Origin of the sequence: Shewanella sp. MF05960, assembly GCF_050849305.1 — a bacterium.
GTDB lineage: Bacteria > Pseudomonadota > Gammaproteobacteria > Enterobacterales > Shewanellaceae > Shewanella.
Genome location: NZ_JBOZPS010000007.1, coordinates 76,953 through 95,498, shown reverse-complemented (window position 1 = coordinate 95,498; position 18,546 = coordinate 76,953). Strand labels below are relative to the sequence as shown.

General features: G+C 42.8%; 14 protein-coding genes. 7 read left to right on the top strand and 7 right to left on the bottom strand.

The annotated features are described in order from the left end of the window. The first annotated feature begins 627 nt into the window (after positions 1–627). Entirely contained in the window at positions 628–2,067 is a 1,440-nt protein-coding gene (locus tag ACROAE_RS08985; protein WP_432400902.1) for a methyl-accepting chemotaxis protein, read from the top strand. A gap of 273 nt (positions 2,068–2,340) precedes the next feature. Next, entirely contained in the window at positions 2,341–3,759 is a 1,419-nt protein-coding gene (gene rimO, locus ACROAE_RS08980) for a 30S ribosomal protein S12 methylthiotransferase RimO (RefSeq protein WP_432400899.1), read from the top strand. A gap of 141 nt (positions 3,760–3,900) precedes the next feature. Here rimO and ACROAE_RS08975 read toward each other — a convergent pair whose 3' ends face one another. Next, positions 3,901–5,268, bottom strand: a complete 1,368-nt coding sequence (locus ACROAE_RS08975) for a hypothetical protein (RefSeq protein WP_432400897.1) — start codon at positions 5,266–5,268, stop codon at positions 3,901–3,903. A gap of 226 nt (positions 5,269–5,494) precedes the next feature. Beyond that, positions 5,495–6,874, bottom strand: a complete 1,380-nt coding sequence (gene pmbA / locus ACROAE_RS08970) for a metalloprotease PmbA (protein ID WP_432400895.1) — start codon at positions 6,872–6,874, stop codon at positions 5,495–5,497. Positions 6,875–7,021: 147 nt separating this feature from the next. Here pmbA and yjgA point away from each other — a divergent pair, with 147 nt between their 5' ends. From yjgA to ACROAE_RS08950, 4 genes are all read left to right on the top strand, one after another. Continuing rightward, on the top strand, positions 7,022–7,555 hold the full coding sequence (gene yjgA, locus ACROAE_RS08965) for a ribosome biogenesis factor YjgA (protein WP_432400893.1): 534 nt from the start codon (positions 7,022–7,024) through the stop codon (positions 7,553–7,555). A gap of 71 nt (positions 7,556–7,626) precedes the next feature. Beyond that, on the top strand, positions 7,627–10,092 hold the full coding sequence (locus ACROAE_RS08960) for a hypothetical protein (RefSeq protein WP_432400891.1): 2,466 nt from the start codon (positions 7,627–7,629) through the stop codon (positions 10,090–10,092). A 215-nt stretch (positions 10,093–10,307) separates the two neighbouring features. Next, positions 10,308–10,709 (top strand): hypothetical protein, encoded by a 402-nt coding sequence (locus tag ACROAE_RS08955; protein ID WP_432400889.1) that lies wholly within the window; start codon positions 10,308–10,310, stop codon positions 10,707–10,709. A 344-nt stretch (positions 10,710–11,053) separates the two neighbouring features. Further along, on the top strand, positions 11,054–11,944 hold the full coding sequence (locus tag ACROAE_RS08950) for a LysR substrate-binding domain-containing protein (protein WP_432400887.1): 891 nt from the start codon (positions 11,054–11,056) through the stop codon (positions 11,942–11,944). Between the two features lie 35 nt (positions 11,945–11,979). Here ACROAE_RS08950 and ACROAE_RS08945 read toward each other — a convergent pair whose 3' ends face one another. Then, the gene (locus tag ACROAE_RS08945; protein WP_432400885.1) at positions 11,980–12,534 is read right to left on the bottom strand and encodes an aspartyl/asparaginyl beta-hydroxylase domain-containing protein; all 555 of its coding nucleotides are present in this window, start codon (positions 12,532–12,534) and stop codon (positions 11,980–11,982) included. 505 nt (positions 12,535–13,039) lie between these two features. On the opposite strand from ACROAE_RS08945, the gene ACROAE_RS08940 reads away from it, so the two are divergent. Then, positions 13,040–13,552 carry a hypothetical protein gene (locus ACROAE_RS08940; RefSeq protein ID WP_432400883.1) on the top strand — a complete coding sequence of 171 codons (513 nt, stop codon included), beginning with the start codon at positions 13,040–13,042 and terminating at the stop codon, positions 13,550–13,552. 165 nt (positions 13,553–13,717) lie between these two features. Here ACROAE_RS08940 and ACROAE_RS08935 read toward each other — a convergent pair whose 3' ends face one another. Genes ACROAE_RS08935 through ACROAE_RS08920 form a run of 4 tightly spaced genes read right to left on the bottom strand, consistent with a single transcriptional unit; the run spans position 13,718 to position 18,430 of the window. Next, positions 13,718–14,866, bottom strand: coding sequence for an ABC transporter permease (locus ACROAE_RS08935; RefSeq protein WP_432400881.1), 1,149 nt, complete (start codon positions 14,864–14,866; stop codon positions 13,718–13,720). Further along, positions 14,863–16,035, bottom strand: a complete 1,173-nt coding sequence (locus tag ACROAE_RS08930; RefSeq protein WP_432400879.1) for an ABC transporter permease — start codon at positions 16,033–16,035, stop codon at positions 14,863–14,865. Before ACROAE_RS08930 ends, ACROAE_RS08935 begins: the two co-directional genes overlap by 4 nt. A 21-nt stretch (positions 16,036–16,056) precedes the next feature. Continuing rightward, positions 16,057–17,043, bottom strand: a complete 987-nt coding sequence (locus tag ACROAE_RS08925) for an HlyD family secretion protein (RefSeq protein WP_432400877.1) — start codon at positions 17,041–17,043, stop codon at positions 16,057–16,059. Continuing rightward, positions 17,033–18,430, bottom strand: coding sequence for a TolC family protein (locus tag ACROAE_RS08920; RefSeq protein WP_432401173.1), 1,398 nt, complete (start codon positions 18,428–18,430; stop codon positions 17,033–17,035). Before ACROAE_RS08920 ends, ACROAE_RS08925 begins: the two co-directional genes overlap by 11 nt. Positions 18,431–18,546 lie beyond the last annotated feature (116 nt).

The following is an 18,546-nucleotide window of genomic DNA, read 5'->3' as shown; positions in this document are numbered from 1 at the left end:
ATTGTCCCAAAGTTCTGTGACATAAAAAAGAACATTGATCACATAAACTCACTAAGCCAATTCACTATATACTTGATTAGCAGAACAAAATAATCCGCCAAAAAGAATACCATCTAAAATGTGATCAAATACTCATTAAAAAACAGAAGCTAAGTAAAGAACAATACCTCAGGGTTTGATAGAGCATTGAGATAAGTTTTGTAACACTTATTATTCAAAATAAGCCAAGAGCATTACAAAATATTGTTTTGCAATGTAATTATTTCATCTATTTAATCATTTGACCTTGAAACGGTAAAATAATGCGCGGATGATAAAACAGATTTTTGAATGAATGGATGTATTTAAAAGCACAGTTTGTGATGAGCATGTAGCAAACTATGGTGCATAGCGGACTCTGGCTGTGCAGATCCGTGCAGCTGCGCGTTAAGTGGCAACAGGAAAACAATAAATCACTTTAGCTATTCGATTTATTGTCGATATGAATTTAGAATAATTGTAATTTAGCTCATAAAAACTGTATTTAGGCTCATAAAAACGGTAGTAGGCTGAGTATTTAGTATCAAAATACGACCAGCTCATCTACTATTTGCATCTATTGTATTTACCGATTTAGGTACCCTCGCTATGAAACAAGTTGATTTCAGAAATATCGATAAACTCTTCATCAAAATGTCTATTAACGATAAGTTTTGGACCATCTTCGGACTGTTTCTTATTATTTTGTCCAGCGTTTCCATCAGCAGTTATTTCAGCAAACTTGATCAAATTGAGCAGCAATCAGTGCAGATGCTAGAGCAAAAAACCGCATCGATGGTGCAAGCACTCGATACGACTGGTCAACTTGAACAAGCTGCGAGTTTAGGCTTACAAGTCTCTAACCGTGCCCAAACCAGCACTCGTTCACAAGACACGGTAACCGCCGTTTATGCTTCTGCAGGTCAATATTACACCTTGAGCGAATCGGTTTATAACCTCGAGTCTGACGCCAAACAAGCCGCGATGACATCGATGCTACTGTCGTTTTTATGGATATTACCCTTTGCGTTGGTCATTTATTGGAACGCTACATTTATCGGCGGTGCGCTATGGGTGTTATGGGATACCACAGAAAAAATTGCTAAAGGCGACTTAACATCACGTTTAGGTTTTCACCCTGGCCGTGACGAGTTTGGTACGATTGGCTGTGCACTAGACAAAGCTATGGACACCTTAAGTGAACTGGTTATTGCGGTTAAAACAAACACCGATACCTTGCATACTACTTCAGACTCTTTTGCTCGCGATGCAGAACAAAGTGCTGAACAAATCGACCTACAGTATGCATCACTCGACTCTGTTGCTACCGCAATGGAAGAGATGACAGCTTCTGCCGCTGAAGTGTCTAATATTGCGCGCAACTCTACCGAGCGTGTGGAGCAAGACTCAGAATATACTCGCCAAAGCTACGACAGAGCAAAACGTGCAATTAACGAAATTAAACAATTGTCTCAATACATTGAGCAAACCTCCAACTCGGTTAATACCCTAAAGATCAATGCCACCAACATTAATGAAGTGATCACCACCATTAATGCGATTTCAGACCAAACCAACCTACTGGCGCTTAATGCCGCCATTGAAGCGGCACGAGCAGGCGAAATGGGTCGTGGTTTTGCCGTGGTTGCCGATGAAGTCCGTACCCTTGCGGGTCGCACTCAGGCTGCAACGGTAGAAATTCATAAAATGATTGAGCTACTGCAAAGTGAAACGCTAAACATCGACAGCATCACTCAAGACACCGTTAAACAAGCACAAACCAGTAGTGATTTAATCAGTAATATTGGTACTGACATTGATGCTATTGCCGAATCTTCGCGCTCTATTATGGACATGAGCTTCCAGATTTCTACTTCGTCTGAAGAGCAAAGTGCTGTGGCGAATGATATCGCTAAAGAACTGACTGAAATTCGTCATAAATCGAATGTTATCCGCGGGCTATCGCAACAATCATCACATGGTGTGAAAGATCTAACGAAAGCATCGGCTAACTTAGGTAAGATTTTAAGCCGTTACCGCACTAACTAATGTGCGTAACTAATGTGCGTAACTAATGTGCGTAACTAATATGCATAAATAATGTGCATAACTGACACGATGCGTTTGCTATAACCCATAACAAACGCATGCTCAACACCCTTCGGCGTGGCATCTACAGATGTCACGCCGTTTTTATTTATACTCGCACTGCTTTTGCAGTATACTTTTCAACCACATTGGATCTATACCTTTTACGACTTTCAGGTATAATCCGCGCAATTTTATCGCGACGATAATCGCAAACTCTATGTGTGAGATCTTATGACAGTTGAAACTTTTACACCGAAACAAACCACCACGCTCGATATTCCAGTCAAAACCCTTGAAGCAAACAGCCCAAGCACTCCAAGCACTGGTAATCGAATCGGGTTTGTTTCCTTGGGCTGTCCAAAAAACCTCGTCGACTCAGAGCGGATCCTCACCCAATTACGTACCGAAGGTTATGACGTAACTAACAGTTATGACGATGCCGACCTCGTTATTGTTAATACCTGTGGCTTTATTGACAGCGCAGTACAAGAATCGTTAGAAACCATCGGCGAAGCATTAGCCGCAAACGGTAAAGTGCTCGTAACAGGCTGTTTAGGCGTTAAGAAAGACGAAATTATTGAGCTACACCCTAACGTATTAGGCGTAACTGGCCCGCATGCTTATGACGAAGTGCTTAAACAAGTGCACTTGCATGTTGCAAAGCCAAAATACAATCCACTGATGGACTTAGTGCCAGATCACGGCGTCAAACTCACGCCAAAACATTACGCCTATTTGAAAATTTCTGAAGGCTGTAATCACCGTTGTACTTTCTGCATTATCCCTTCAATGCGTGGTGATTTAGACTCTCGCCCGATTGGTGATGTATTAGGTGAAGCCCAGCGTTTAGTTAACGCAGGCGTAAAAGAGCTATTAGTCATTTCACAAGACACCTCAGCTTACGGCGTTGATGTAAAACATAAAACGGCATTTTGGGATGGCATGCCAGTCAAAACTCACATGCAGCAGCTTTGTGAAGAATTAGCTAAGCAAGGTGTGTGGGTACGCCTGCACTATGTATACCCTTACCCGCATGTGGATGACATTATTCCATTAATGGCGCAAGGCAGCATTTTACCGTATTTAGATATTCCGTTTCAGCATGCTAACAAGCGCATCCTTAAATTGATGAAACGCCCAGGTAGCTCAGACAAAGTGTTAGAACGCATTGCTAAATGGCGCGAGATTTGCCCAGAATTAGTGATTCGTTCAACCTTTATTGTTGGCTTCCCAGGTGAAACCGAAGAAGAGTTTGAAGAGCTATTAGACTTTTTAGAAGAAGCACAACTTGATCGCGTAGGTTGTTTTAAATACTCGCCAGTAAAAGGTGCCAAAGCCAACGATTTACCAGACCATGTACCTGATGATGTTATGGAAGACCGATTACAACGCTTTATGGCGGTTCAAGCACAGATCAGTGCCGACAAGCTGCAAGCCCGTATTGGTCAAGAGTATTTAATCTTAATTGATGAAGTGAACACCGAAGGTGCTATTGGTCGCTCATACATGGACGCACCAGAAATTGACGGTAAAGTGTACTTAACCGACGAGTTTGACGTGCAACCAGGCGACCAAGTTTGGGTACAAATTATTCACGCGGATGAACATGATGTATGGGGCGTTAAAGTCGACGATGATCAAGACGAATAACCTTGATAAATTAGCCTCATAGCGCATTAACCTCATAAAAAAGCCGATATCACTGATATCGGCTTTTTAGCTTTTACACTGGCTTATTTACAGCTTTGGTATCGAATGACATCTTATAATCGATACCCGTTTTAAGCTCAGTTACTGCAACGAGGTTAATCGATGACCTAGTGCACTTTCTGTGTCTGGCGTAAGGATAAAGGTAAAGTTGTTGCTACCGCTAATACTTAGAGATTCAGACTGATACACTAATGTTTGCGTGCCGTTGTCGTCTTCATAGACGATGTTAATTTCATAGTCGTCAGAAGGTAACGTTAAGCTCTGTTGTTCAACAAAGTCTAAGTCAGTCAAGGTGTATTCTGCCGTTTCAATGGTTTCTGAGTCACGAACAAAATACACAGTTAAATCATTGTAATCATAAGATAAATTAACAACATCGACTTTATATTCGTATGCGCGTGGGCGTAAGTCTTGAGAGATAACCATGCCTTTAACAGAACTGTCGGCTTTTTGGTAAATCAGTAGCGATTTAACATCATCCTGGTTAAAGGTGACCAATAAATTATCGAATAACTTGGTTTTACTGGTGGCATCTCTCACCGTAATACCATAATCGTTGAACGACGTTGATTGGTAATCTGTTACCGCAAAAGATGCAACATCATATAAATACTGTGTTTCTTGCTTACTGACCACATCAATATCAATGTTTTGCGTTTCAAGTCCGTTAAACACTCGGTAGTCAGCAGTGGCTTCTAACGCTGCATAGTTATCTGGCGTTGTTGTAGAATCAACACTGTCGATGGTGACTTTAATGTCGCCTGCACCAAAACTGTTACGGATCACAAATTTATAAACCGTTTCAGTGGTGAGGTCCATACTGCCAGTGGTGTAAACCACATCTTTAGTACCCGCTGTCGTGAGGTACACAATGTAATCGTCGGTATCAAGAATGGTTGAGTCGGTATACGTGCTATATGCTGCGCTGCCTATCATCACTGCATCGTCAATACTTTGAGTATCAAGTGAGATGTACGCATCAAATGTGCCTTCGTCTGTTGCGACGTTAGCCACTAATACCTGCATTTTACTGTATTCGTAATCATCATCCGCGTTAAGCTCGTCCATTTCATCGCGGTTGTAGTTTATATCCAGTAATTGTGGGTCAAGGTAATCACCGTATAACACGAATAAGTGATTATCATCAGCCTCTAAACTGACAGTATCACTATATACCGTGACCGTTTGACCATCTTCATCTTGGCCATAAATATCTAAATCTGTGCTCCCCACGCTGTAGCCATAACGAGGCATTGCATCAGCAAAGTCGATGGCTGTGTAAGCGTAATCATCAAGCACTAACGATGTAGAAGTACTGTTAGGTGATGCATTATAATATTGTACATAAGCAACATCGCTGCTACTGCTACTGCTATCAGAGCCACACCCTAAAAGTACAGCTCCAACCGTTGACAACAATATCAATCGGCTTACTTTCTTGTTAAACATAATTACTCCATTAACCGCTTAGCTACATTTTCAGTATTATGACTCTTTGTATGCGTAAACGACTGTCAAGAAAGGTAAAGTAGATATATAAAGCGTCAAGATGGACAATTTTGGTTATAAAAAGACCTCTTATCGGCCGATAAGAGGTCTTTAACGAAAGTATTAACTAAAGCTAATGCATCACAACCCAGCGATTACGCGCTTGGCTGAGGTTATTTGTAACAAATTAGTTACCGGCAATCTTCATTTCACTGAGCAAAATACCACCAGTACGAATAGATGAACGCAAGTCGCGATCTTTACCTATGCCCTGAATGCCTTTAAACATGTCTTTTAAGTTACCCGCGATGGTAATTTCTTCGACGGGGTACATTACTTCACCGTTTTCAACGTAGAAACCCGCTGCGCCGCGAGAATAATCACCCGTAACGCCATTAACGCCTTGGCCCATGACTTCCGTAACAATTAAGCCGGTATTCATGGTTTTAACCAAGTCATCAAATGTTTGATTGGTGTGGCTTAATGTCCAATTATAGATACCGCCCGCATGGCCAGTATTGGTCATACCGAGTTTACGTGCTGAATAACTGGTTAATAAGTATGTCTCGAGGTTGCCACGATCAATAATGCGACGATCTTGGGTGGCGACACCTTCACTGTCGTAATTAGCACTGGCCAGGGCTCCAATTAAATGTGGCTGCTCTTCAATACTAAACCAGTCTGGGAATATTTGAGTATTTAGGGCTTCCATTAAGAAGCTCGACTTACGATAAATACTGCTACCACTAATGGCACCGATTAAATGGCCCATTAAACCGGTGGCAATTTCTGGCGCAAACAATACTGGCATTTTTGCCGTGGCAATTTTACGAGCATCTAAGCGGCTTAAGGTTTTATTTGCTGCTTGTAAACCTACCGCTTCAGGTGACAACAAATCATGATATTTACGCGCCACGGTATAGTCGTAGTCACGTTGCATATTTCCGTCTGACTCTTCGCCAATCACAACACAACTTAAGCTGTAACGCGAGCTGCAATAACCGTTTAAAAAACCATGACTGTTACCGTACACTCTGGCGGCAGTATGCGCATTAGCACTCGCACCATCGGAGTTACGAATGCGGCTGTCTACCGACAAACTCGCGGCTTCTGCACGAATAGCCAATTGCGCTAATTCTTCAGCATCAATATCTTGTGGGTGATATAGCTGTAAATCACGAATATCTTGTGCCATTAAAGCGGGATCGGCCAAACCACTAAATGGATCTTCTGAGGTATATTTTGCAATACCATCTGCCGCTCTTACGGCTTCACGGATAGCCTCTGGGCTTAAATCTGAGGTTGAAGAGTTACCTTTGCGGCCATCACGGTAAATGGTAATCCCTAATGCACCATCTTTATTAAACTCGACCGTTTCGACTTCTTTTTCGCGAGTCGATACCGACAAACCTTGTTGCTTGCTAATCGCGACTTCTGCAGCAGTAGTGCCCAATTGTTTGGCATACTCTAATGCAACGGCTACGGCATCTTTTAGTGCTGATAATTCAGAATCAATTCTTGGTGTTGGTTCACTGGCGCTAGGCGCTGAAGAAGGATGAGAAGCCACAAATTTACTCTTTAATTAGTCTAATTGTCGCTAGCATATCAAATTAAAAAGGCGATTGATAACCAACCCGTTATCTTGAATAAAATCTGCATATTCAATGCCAAATAAATGCTATCATTAAGGCATATTGACTCGAGGTTTAAGACTATGAAGATTGTTGGCGATTCTGAACTGTTTCAGCAGCCCTATGATAATGATGACAACTATGTCAGCAGAACAGGCGTTAAAAAAGAAAGCGAGGATGCTCAAGCACTTGGCATGCGTCTAGTGGCGCTGAGCAAAACTCAATTAGACAAAATGGGTTTAGATGAATTTCTATATGATGCGATTCTAAAAACAAAACTGATCAAGCAAAAAACTGAAGCCTATCGTCGTCATTTACAATATATTGGTAAATTGATGCGCGGATTTGAGCATGAACCTATTGAAGCAGCACTCGATAAAGTGTTGAACAAAAACAATAATGAAGCAGCTCAAATACAGATTTTTGAAAAAATGCGTGAGCGTTTATTGACTAATGGTGACGATGAAGTTCAAAGCTTATTGGACCAATACCCACAATTAGACCGTCAAAAATTACGTCAATTAATCCGCCAAGCTAATAAAGAATTAGCCAAAGGCCCAGAGTCAAAGTCGTCAAAAGAGCTGTATAAGTATTTACGCTCTGAAATTAAAGACTAAAATTTACGCTCTGAAATTAAAGACTAAAATTTACTCTCAATTTATCTGATTAATCAATAAGGATGTTGCTAATGCGGCTTGAAACAACGATACGTGCACTTTTTCTATCTCTTGCTTCAATGTTGGTATTTACAGGTTGTAACGGTGCCGCTGATGGCACCGATTCAGATACATCAGATGACAGCTACAACGTGTCGGTTAGTTATCAAAATGTGGTCAATGGCCAATGCGATACCGGTACCGACAGTTTAATTTTTGATATCGAAAACAGCTTTTGTGCGGTAGCACAGCTTAAATTGGGTAACGCTAATGTTAGCGGTGCACTCATTGAATTTAGCACCAGTAATGCCACGCTAAGCACAGCGTCTGTATTAACCAACACGAACGGTATCGCCTCAACAATCGTCAGCTCCACCAGCACAGAGGCCGGCACGTTAAGCGTGACCTATACGCCAGATGATGCTGATGCCGTCAGTGCCAGCCGTAATTATCAGTTTAAAGAATACACCACTACAGCACCTGTAGAAGCAACTAACTTTACGGTATCGATTAGTGACAGTAGCGGTGTAATCACACGTTTCAATGTTGGCGATACAGTACAGCTAAACGCGCAACTGACCGACAGCAATAACCTAGGCATTGCCAATCAAATAGTAACCTTTAATGCCGGAAGCGCTTCATTAACGCCAACAACAGCATTAACTAAAACTTCAGGTATCGCCACACTTAACTTCACTCCGACAGATACAGAGTTAGGCGCTAGCTTACTCACAGCAACAACAGAATACGACAGCACCACTCTAACCAGCAGCAGCGCCTATGAAGTATTAGCAACAAGTGATGTGCCGACCGATGGCACGATAAAGATCGGCTCGTATGATGCGACAGGACACTTCGTTGAAAACGTCTTAGGGACAACACTAACCGCAGATACCGATGGCGAATATACCATTAGTGCTGGCGGGACTTTTGGCGTTACAGCCACCTTAGTGACAGAAGCGATAGATGGCACAATTACTCGTTTACAAAACCCAACCAGCATCAGTTTTAGCTCTGATTGTATGATCACGAGTAATGCTAATCTTGATTCACCTGTGACCAGTATTTCAGGCTCGGCAAGGTCAACGTTTTCTGACTCCAGCTGCAGCGGTAACAGTGAGCACAGCGATACAATCATTGCGACGGCTATCGTCAATGGCACCAGCTTAACGGCAAGTTTACCTTTTACATTAGCCCGTCAAACCTTGTCGAATATTAGTTTTATCTCTGCTGAACCTAACCAAATCCGCATTAAAGGTGCTGGCGGTACGGGCTCAACAGAATCATCTTTAGTCACTTTTTTAGTGAGTAGTGCAAGTGGCCAACCGGCAATACAACAAAAAGTTGATTTTACATTAGACAGCTCAGTCGGTGGTTTGAAATTTATCAACAATGACATTACTGATAGCAGCGTGACTAACTCAGAAGGCTTAGTCAGTGTTCGTGTACAAGCCGGAACAATCCCTACACCTGTTCGGGTGATGGCTTCAACTTCAGATGCCAATCAAACCATCACAACCCAATCAGAACTATTAACTGTCAATACTGGTTTGCCACAGCAATTGGGTTTTAGTATTTCAGCATCGACATCTAACCCTGAGGCTGGCGATTACAATGGCGAAGCTGTCACCATGACGGTTTATGCATCAGACAGTTTTGGTAACCCTGCGCCAGATGACACCACGATTAACTTTACTGCAGAAGGTGGCCAAATCGAACCATCTTGTACTGTCGTAAGTGGCACCTGTGCAGTTACCTGGACCTCTGCCTCACCTCGCGTAAGCGATCACCGCATCACCATTTTGGCTTATGCGCTTGGCCACGAGACCTTCTTCGACACCAATGGCAATAATGTATTTGACGATGCTGACGGCGCTGCAGTTAATGGCTGTTTAAGCGGATCGGTACTCATTGCTTGTAGTGGCAACGGTATGGATATTGAAACCTATAATACTGGCGGTTTTGTTGATTTACCTGATGCCTTTAGAGATGACAATGAATCTGGCGTTCGCGATTCAGGTGAGGTGTACTTTAATACAAAATCAAGCGACGAATACAAAGTCGCTGACGATTTATTTAATGGCCCTCAGTGCTTGGGCAGTTTATGCGACAGCACGGCCATGACAACGTATATCCGTAAAGCCCTGGTGTTAACCATGTCAGGTTCAACAGCCAACATTATTGTCAGCAAAAACGGGACTGTGATTAATAACACTGGTACTGATATCGCCAATGGCACTACAGAGACATTTAAGGTGCAACTCGCTGACAGTGCTAACCAAATCTTACCTGCGGGCACGACCTTAACGGTAACAAGCACATTGGGTGACTTACAATTTGCAGGTTATAGCGTACCGAGTCAAAACTCCGCTGGCGGTACGTCAACATCATTTACCCTGAAAAATGAAGACGCATCGGGTATTGGCCAAGTCACCTTAACGGCTACAACACCAAAAGGTGTCGTTACTACGTTAAGCTTTTTTGTCACCTTATCGTAATTATTTTCAATTACAGTAACCTAAAGCCTGCTGACTCAGCAGGCTTTTTTGTGGTTGGCATTCGTTGATAAGTTGTTACAATAGCGACCGAAATACAGTAAACAGTGTTGTTGCTGTATTTCAATGGTTTTTAAATCAATTCAATTTATAAACAGGGCTAGTTTATTAATACGAGAGACAGGTAAACGTCTTTCGACGCATACTAAGGAACAATAATGCGCAAACTTTATGTAATTTCTACCTTAACTGCAGGCGTGCTTCTTACTGCTTGTGCAGCTAAACCACCTATCGTGGCACAAAATAAAACGGTTGTGGTTAATGATCAAACCATCATCTTTGGTGGCATATACGACAAAGAAAAAAACAAACTGCAACTTATTGCTAATGGCGACGCTATTATGCAAGGTCAATTCCCACCAATGACCCCAACTCAACATCTTAACGCTAAATACAAAGGTATGGCTGTTAAGGGCGATTGCTATTTTGGTTCGGTTCTAGGCGACCAAGGTGGAGCTTTTGGCGTGGTAGCCAGTATTGTGCAATCAGCGAAAAACAGCACTGCTGACAAGTGCGACATCTTTATTGATGGCGAGCAAAAAGAAACACTTTATTTCTAGTCGATAAAATTCACTCAGCACTAGCCCTGCTTGATGTTGCCTAAACGAGATTGCCTAAACGAGGTTACCTAACCGATACTGCACTACTGTGGTGCGTATACTTATTCGCTAGGCACCATCACGACTCAATAACACCCTCCAAGATTAATTAACACATTGTTTTAAATATATATTAACAATGGTCTAATCTTTGCTGTATTAACTATTAACCCGCTAAACAGTTATCAAATCAGGTTAGTGGTCAATTTGAGTTAAGTGACAATGTCAGTTATGGATAATCCCGCCAATGATTGTCATCTGTGTCATTTACCCTATGAAAAGTCATTATAGTTGTTGAGAATTGAATGCTGCCTTTACACACTTCTATGCGCGGTTTACGCTGTTTTTGCGTTGCTGCTGAATGCTTAAGCTTTAAAGAAACCGCTAAAAAGCTGTATTTAACGCCTTCTGCGGTAAGTCATCAAATTAAACAACTAGAAGAAACATTAAACCAAAGTTTGTTTATCCGCCAAACACGCTCAATAGCATTAACCGAAGTCGGGGCACGCTTTTATCAAGCCATAGAGCCTGTTATGCAACAACTGGTCAATACCGTTAGCGAGTTTAATCAGTCTGACCGAATGCTTGAAGTGAGCATTTCCATGCCTGAATTTTTTGCCAGTGAATTGTTTATGCCAAAACTCATTGGTTGGTCATCGAAATACCCTAATATCAATCTAAAACTTGAAACCATTAAGTCGCGCAGTGATGTCATTAAGCATACTGATGTGTCGATTATGCTGTCGGGTAAGCAACAACCGAGTGAAGATGTTTACGATTTATTTCCCATCACGTATATCCCTGCCTGTAACCCACAACTTCACAGCGAACTGCATTTTCAAGGCTTTAAAGCACTGACAACAGTGCCGTTAATACTGCATAAAGCTAGACCTTACGCCTGGCATCAATGGGCAGAAAATGTCGGTTTTGAGCAATTTAAACCAAAACAAATTATACAATTAGACAGTATGTTCAGCGTCGCACGCGCCGCAGAGCAAGGACTAGGTGTGGCTTTAATTCCACTGCCCATTAGCCAAGCCTGGTTTGATAACAACACCCTTATTCCACTCTTCTCTCACCCACTTTACAGCCATGACCGCTACTACCTTACCCGCCATACAAATGAGCAACAGCGCCCCGAAGTAAAACTGCTGATCGATTGGATCCTTAAAAGCTTTCATGACGAAAGTAATTAATAATTAGAGTGATAACGACTTTATTAAACTGTTTATTATCGCTTCAATAGCTGTTCAGCGTATTGTCTAACGTCGTCTGGCACCATATCTTCTGTGAAAGAACAAATATCTGGCCGAAGAAAGTCCAACATTAATGTGCCACGATATTGAACAGAATCATTCCAAGCCTCATGTTCAGCCGTATCATCAAATATTAAACATTTACCATCTTCCCAATAACGGGTTTCGCTGGCAACACGAAGCCTACAGTCAGGTGGCACCACTAATCCAAGATGTAAACGATATACACTATTGGCCCAGCCGACATGTGGTGCTATGTGTGTATGGGGGGCTAGTAACGAAAAACCAGCAAGAGAAATGCCGCCGATGTTTTCAAGGAGCTTTGCAGTTTGAGGACATTTAACACATGCATCTTCAACACGATTCCCAAGCGCATACAAACCGAAGACACTCCAGCCTTGACCATGCATTTGTTGTTGAACCCATGGATCAAATGAGTCCTTTGGCAGTGCAAGAAATTCATCCCGAATTATTTCCCAATTGGCTTCAAGCTCTTTCACAAAAGAAAATTTAGAGGCTTCAATAAACATTATCATTAATCCTAAATATACTATTAGCATTATCAGCCACATTCAGGCTGAAAATCAGTGATTATTGCCAATAGTTTCTGGCTGCCTTTGATTAAGTATTAGTTATAATCCTACATGCTCTATCTTATTGATGTAAAGACATTAAAACTTTAAAAAAGCAGCTCTCTATAAGTAAAAATAGACTTTAATTATGTCAATTTGGTTTACAAACTACCAGTATTAAACCCCTTGATACCGTTGAAGAGGGTTTATAAAAGGATGTGTAAGTTGTTAAGGTTTCAGGTTCAGTCAAAATTGTGGAGGTTAAATAAAATCGTTTGATGGCCATGTCATGAAACACACAACATTAATTGCCGCTGGCGAGTAATTAAACAAAACTATCAAACCACCATAAGTGAGTTTTTTTAACCCATTAATGCGTTTTTTATCGTTTGTCGCCTATGTGTCTTTTCACTAAAGTTCAGCTGTAGCACGGCGCTACACAAACCTCACACGGAGCGACATCATGAACAAGAGCATCATTAATGGTCTAATTAGTGCCACATTACTATTAACCGCATCTGCCAGTGTAATGGCGAATACTCAAGGTCAAAACATGAGTAGTACAGCATACAAAATGGTACTTGTTGAAGACGTACCAGGCGTGAGCGCATTGCAAGCGGGTAATGTTGAAGAAGGGTTAACAGCGACGCTATCTGCCAGCAAATATACAGTAGACGACTATTCTCGTAATGTGAACTTATGTGCCGGTTACGTGCAAATGGCGGACATGGAAAAAGCGGAAAAAGCGTGCAGTGCTGCGGTAAAAAGCGCGCGTTCTTTAGTGGCCATTCCTTCGATGTCTGTGCGTGCTTATGCTTACAACAACCGTGGTGTAATGAAGTTAATGAACAATGATAATTTAGGGGCATTAGCTGACTTTAAACGCGCAGCTAAAGTCGATAGCAGTAGTATTTATAAGCATAACCTTGAGCGTTTAGAAGCGACATTAAACACAGTACAAACAGGTATGTTGTAATTGGAGAGCGACCAAATAACCGCGATGGTTAACGCCAATCAGTTAATACTCATGAGTATAACAACATCATATCTAGCTGAGTGTGATGCGATAGACAGGTCAATCATTGCGATGCCTGTCTTTTTACTTCGGCAACACTTAACTATGTTGAATGTGATCGCGCGTTTAACTTAACATCGCTTTAGCCTGTTTTTGCCTCGCGGCTACCCTCATGATTGCGATACACGCAAACACCGCAAATAATCCCCAAAGCTGCAGCCATTTAGGCATAACCGCTAACCACCCCGCACCAAGTTGATTGAGTTCTAGCATGCCCATAATGGCGGGCACGGCAGGAATAACTTGAGATACTAATACTAATGGTTCTGGAATTAATGCTATAGGCCACACAAACCCAGACACAAATAGCACCGGCATCGACATGAGTAAGTACAACTGAGTGGGTAAATCTCGCCTCATAAACAAACTACTCAACACAATCCCTAGGGCGCCTGTGGCTAACAGAAACGGCAGCATAAATAAGCCCACTTCAATAATGGTTGCCGCAACACTGACTTGATACCAATAAAAGCAGTAACCCAAATAAAAACTGCTAAACACACTATAAATCAGTAAAAATACACTTAAACGCGCCAACACTAACTGAGTAGGACGCACTTGCTGCCAGTAGCCTTTTTTACGCCACTGGCCTGCGCCTAAAATGCCAGTGCCAATTAATAATGTTTGGTGCAATATAAGTAAAAAGAGCCCCGGCACCACATAAGGGGTGTAACCCAAGCTAGGGTTAAATGCCGGCACAGCGTTAATATTAATAGAGTTAACGCTTTGCTGCGCCAGTTGCGGGTTTTGCCCACGCGACAGCAAACCAATGAGCTGCACGTCTTTACTGGCATCCATACCTGCTGCGACTAACCCTTCTGCCACGGCGGAGTAAATCAAAAAGTAACTGGCATCGCCGCCATAACTTAACGTTGCGCCCTTTCCTAACAATAAGTCTCGTCTAAAATTAGCTGGGATCACTAACAAACCGTGGGCTTTCCCTTCACTAATCCAGGTTTTAGCTTCATCAATACTGCCCAAATTAGCCACAACATGAATTTTGGCACTGGCATCGGCATGACGTGTTACCAACCGGCTCAGCGATGAATTATCATGATCGATAACAACCACTTGTTGCTCTGTAGGTACTTGTTGCAAATAAGGTAGTGGATACAACACTGAATAAAATAACACACCACCAAACAAGGTCACCACAATGGCTTTGTCGGCTAAAATGGCCTTAAATTCAGCAAGCATTATTTGCCAGAAGTTCATTGGATCACCTCCTGACCTGCGGTGATGGTCGCCGACTCGGTGCGTGGTACTTGTTTGGCTTTATGTGCTAATAACACAATGATTGGCAGCAATAATAAAAAGCCCCAATACGAACTGATTTGCGCTAACACTTGAGGTAATTGCGCGCCATAACTGATCACGCTTACATGCGAGTCGATATAATGGCTCGATGGCATCACTAAACGCCACCACTGTGCAAGCACAGGCATATCATTCACTGGAAAAGTAATCCCCATAAATGCAAAGGCGGGGGCAAATAATGCAGTGCAAAAACTCACGGTGCGCGCACCGTCTCGCATCGCCATAAATATCACTAATACCAATAACCACAACGCTAATAGCATAGCCGACTGTGCCAGCATTAAATCAACCAAAGCACCTGCTGCTGGCAAGCCTAAGTAGTGATATAGCCACAATAAAATAAACCCACCATGCAACAACATTATCGGGCTGTAAAACAAGACTTTAGTGGCGATAAGCGACCCTATATTACTCGGTAAGTAATAGCGGTCTTGATGCAGAATAAGCTCTTTATTTAAGCTGTTAACAAACACTAACATCGATAATAATTGCCATAACGCAATCAAAATGGGCGGCACTAAAAAGCCAACATAATTATTATTACGATTAAATAATGCCGTTGTTTGATTAGTAATAGGCGTGAGACTGACATCAACAGTGGCTTTAGTGGCACCATTAAGTAGTAAGCGTTGCTGACCTATATGGGTTAGCCCTTCCGCTAGGCTCAACTGTAATTGGCTTGAAAGCAGCTTGCCCACCAGTAAAAACTGGCTGTTATAACGAATATCAATCGTGGGTTGCTTAGCGGTTAACAGGTCTTTTTTTAGCTGATAAGGCAACACGACCATGGCGTACACTTTAGCTTGGCGCATGGCATCTATCGCTTGCGCCTCATTAGCAAACGACTGTGGGGCAATGACAGAATTGGCCGCAAGCTGCCGACTCAACATTCGGCTTATTTGGCTGTTGTCGAGATCCACTAACGCCACAGGCAGTTGCCGTGGCAAGCCCGCACTAAACAGCCACCATAGAGCCAGCACACCAATAAGCGGAATATAGCTCATCAGTGCTAGCTGCCATGGTGAGTGCCACAGGCTTTTAAGTTCTCGCTTAATTAACTGTCTCATCATTAAGCCTTGTGATGCGACTTATTGGTCAAGTTTGTCGATACGAAATAAAACCGACATGCCGACGCGCAAATCAGTTATTGGCTGCTTTGGCGTTAACTCCACTTCAAAGGTACGCATATCAAAATCGTGGCCGCTTTCGGTTGAGCGCCACGTCGCAAAGTTGCCCATTACGCTAATGTGCGACACCACAAATTCAACCTGTTGTTGCAGTGCTGGGATATCTAAGGTTAAGGTTTGGTCTTGCTTAAATTGGCTCAACTGATCTTCACGCACTTGCATTACTGCCCAGGCATCATTCATATCGATAATGCTCACCACAGGAAAACCACTCGGCGCAAGCTCACCTGCTTGCAATAATACGTCACTCACCTCAGCTTTTTTAGGTGAACGCATTTGGCTGTCGGCTAAAATGGCGTTCACTTCTTTTACCGCACCTTCAGCCATACGAGTTTGCCCAGCGGCAGCGGCTTTGGTTTCACTGCGCGCGCCCTCTTGTGCCATTTGATACATAGCATAAGCGGCTTGCTCAGTATATTTAGCAGCTTGCCATTGGGTATAAGCTTCATCACGCTTTTGCCTGGCGACTACGCCTTCATCAAACAAATTTTCAACCCGTTGATAGGTTTTAACTCGTAACTCAGTGGCCGCTTTTGCTTTGCGCCATTGCTCTTGTGCGGCAGTGACTTCTTGTTGTCTTGCACCGTTATCCGCTTGTTGCTGCATCGCAGTTGCCGCGTCTAAGCCACCTTGAGCTTGCATTAATTTAGCATCTAACTCTGGGCTACTAATGGCAAATAAAATATCACCTTTAGCAACCATGTCACCTTTACGCACTAGGACTTGTTCAACACGGCCAGGTACCTTAGATGAGATATTATATTCACGCGCTTCTATTTGCCCTTGTAGCACCAATGGTTTGGGCGTAAATGCCAGCGTGATGCCGTAACCCAGCAATAACAATAACAGCACCAATGCGAATACTGCGATCACTCTGTTAGTCCGCATGTGAAGCTCCCTGAATTTGAGTTCGATTAACATATTCATCTACTTGACCACTCACGGCCATGACTTTGGCATAGGCTTGCATATAGCGATACTTTGCCCCTAACTGCTTGGTTTTTACTGCCGTTAAGCTCAGCTCAGCATCGACACGGTCAATTGAGGTGGATAACCCTTGATTAAAGGCTAATTCGCGTAAGCGTAGGTTTTCAGTGGCAAGTGCGAGTGAGGTGTCGAGTGCATCAACCTCTTCTTTGGCTTGCAGCATTTGCCGATAGCTTTGGTCTATCAATAAGCTTAAATCTTGTCGAGTTTGCGCCTTGGTATATCGCGCTTGCAGTAATGCACTTTTCGCTGCAAGCACTTTACCACTGCGACCGTCACGGCTAATAAGCGGAATACTCACACCGACGCCGACCATCCAGTCTGGTTCCACTTGAGAAAATAAGCTGTCATCTTCATATAAGGTGTAATTCCCATATAAATACACCGTTGGAAAATAGCCGCCTTTTTCTAAATCGACCAATCCATTGGCTTGCGCTTCTTTAGCCTCAAGCAGTTTTAACGCAGGATGTTGGGTTAAGGTTAGCTGGCTTAAGCGCGATAAGGACGGTTGCTGATCAAGCATAAATAACGCGGTCGTTGGATTAACCGCTGGCACGTGTAGCATTCTCGCTAATGCGATTTCGGCCATTTCATATTGGCGCTTCGCCTTACCCCAATCGACTTTGGCATTTTCGAGTGCGACTTGCGCATTAAGGCGCTCGACTTTGGCTATCTGCCCTTGTTGCTCAAGCTTTTCAGCATGTGACACATGTAAACTTAACGAGTCCACCAGCTGTTTTTGCGTGTCGGCCAACGTTTGCGTTACCGACACAGCATAATAACGGTCAACTAATTGTAAAAATAACTCACGGCTGGCTAATGCAAACTCTTGTTCTGTCTCAGAGACTTGCGCTGCATGAATCCCTTGTGCCGCGGTAATTTTACCGCCAGTATAAATCGGCCACATGGCTTGCAAGCTAGCACGAAACACATCTTGTTCAGTAAATGGCGTGACATACATTGAGCTGGGAATAGTGGCTAACACTTCGGTAATCGCGCTAGGTAATGAGCTGACATCAAGCGAGGCAAGTGGGTTTAAATCTTGTAAATCTAATTCGATAGGTTTTTCTAAGCGCGTATAGCTGCCAGCAATATTGAGTGACGGGTAGTTTAATGCATCACCGGCACTTTCTTCCGCTTTGGCTCTGTTAACATGTTGATTTTTGGCCTGCAGTTGATCGCTCACTTGCAATAGCTGCTGCCACGCTTGTACAAAGCTCACGGTTTCAGCATTAGCCAACCCGGTAAAGGCTAACGCACTAAAACATAGCGCAATACAACCCGCCATACGTCTAGGGCGCAGTATGCATTGCCTAATCACATTCATTAAAATCATAATCACCTCTAGAGCTTATGCTCTATTTTCTTAATGAATTATACCCTGTCTCTACCTTGCTTATCAGT

Excerpts from the sequence above, each read along its gene's own strand:
- ACROAE_RS08960 (WP_432400891.1), top strand. The coding sequence starts at position 7,627 with ATGCGGCTTGAAACAACGATACGTGCACTTTTTCTATCTCTTGCTTCA.
- ACROAE_RS08920 (WP_432401173.1), bottom strand. The coding sequence starts at position 18,430 with ATGGCGGGTTGTATTGCGCTATGTTTTAGTGCGTTAGCCTTTACCGGG.
- ACROAE_RS08945 (WP_432400885.1), bottom strand. The coding sequence starts at position 12,534 with ATGTTTATTGAAGCCTCTAAATTTTCTTTTGTGAAAGAGCTTGAAGCC.
- ACROAE_RS08925 (WP_432400877.1), bottom strand. The coding sequence starts at position 17,043 with ATGCGGACTAACAGAGTGATCGCAGTATTCGCATTGGTGCTGTTATTG.
- ACROAE_RS08975 (WP_432400897.1), bottom strand. The coding sequence starts at position 5,268 with ATGTTTAACAAGAAAGTAAGCCGATTGATATTGTTGTCAACGGTTGGA.
- ACROAE_RS08930 (WP_432400879.1), bottom strand. The coding sequence starts at position 16,035 with ATGAGACAGTTAATTAAGCGAGAACTTAAAAGCCTGTGGCACTCACCA.
- ACROAE_RS08935 (WP_432400881.1), bottom strand. The coding sequence starts at position 14,866 with ATGAACTTCTGGCAAATAATGCTTGCTGAATTTAAGGCCATTTTAGCC.
- ACROAE_RS08955 (WP_432400889.1), top strand. The coding sequence starts at position 10,308 with ATGCGCAAACTTTATGTAATTTCTACCTTAACTGCAGGCGTGCTTCTT.
- rimO (WP_432400899.1), top strand. The coding sequence starts at position 2,341 with ATGACAGTTGAAACTTTTACACCGAAACAAACCACCACGCTCGATATT.
- yjgA (WP_432400893.1), top strand. The coding sequence starts at position 7,022 with ATGAAGATTGTTGGCGATTCTGAACTGTTTCAGCAGCCCTATGATAAT.
- ACROAE_RS08940 (WP_432400883.1), top strand. The coding sequence starts at position 13,040 with ATGAACAAGAGCATCATTAATGGTCTAATTAGTGCCACATTACTATTA.
- ACROAE_RS08950 (WP_432400887.1), top strand. The coding sequence starts at position 11,054 with ATGCTGCCTTTACACACTTCTATGCGCGGTTTACGCTGTTTTTGCGTT.
- ACROAE_RS08985 (WP_432400902.1), top strand. The coding sequence starts at position 628 with ATGAAACAAGTTGATTTCAGAAATATCGATAAACTCTTCATCAAAATG.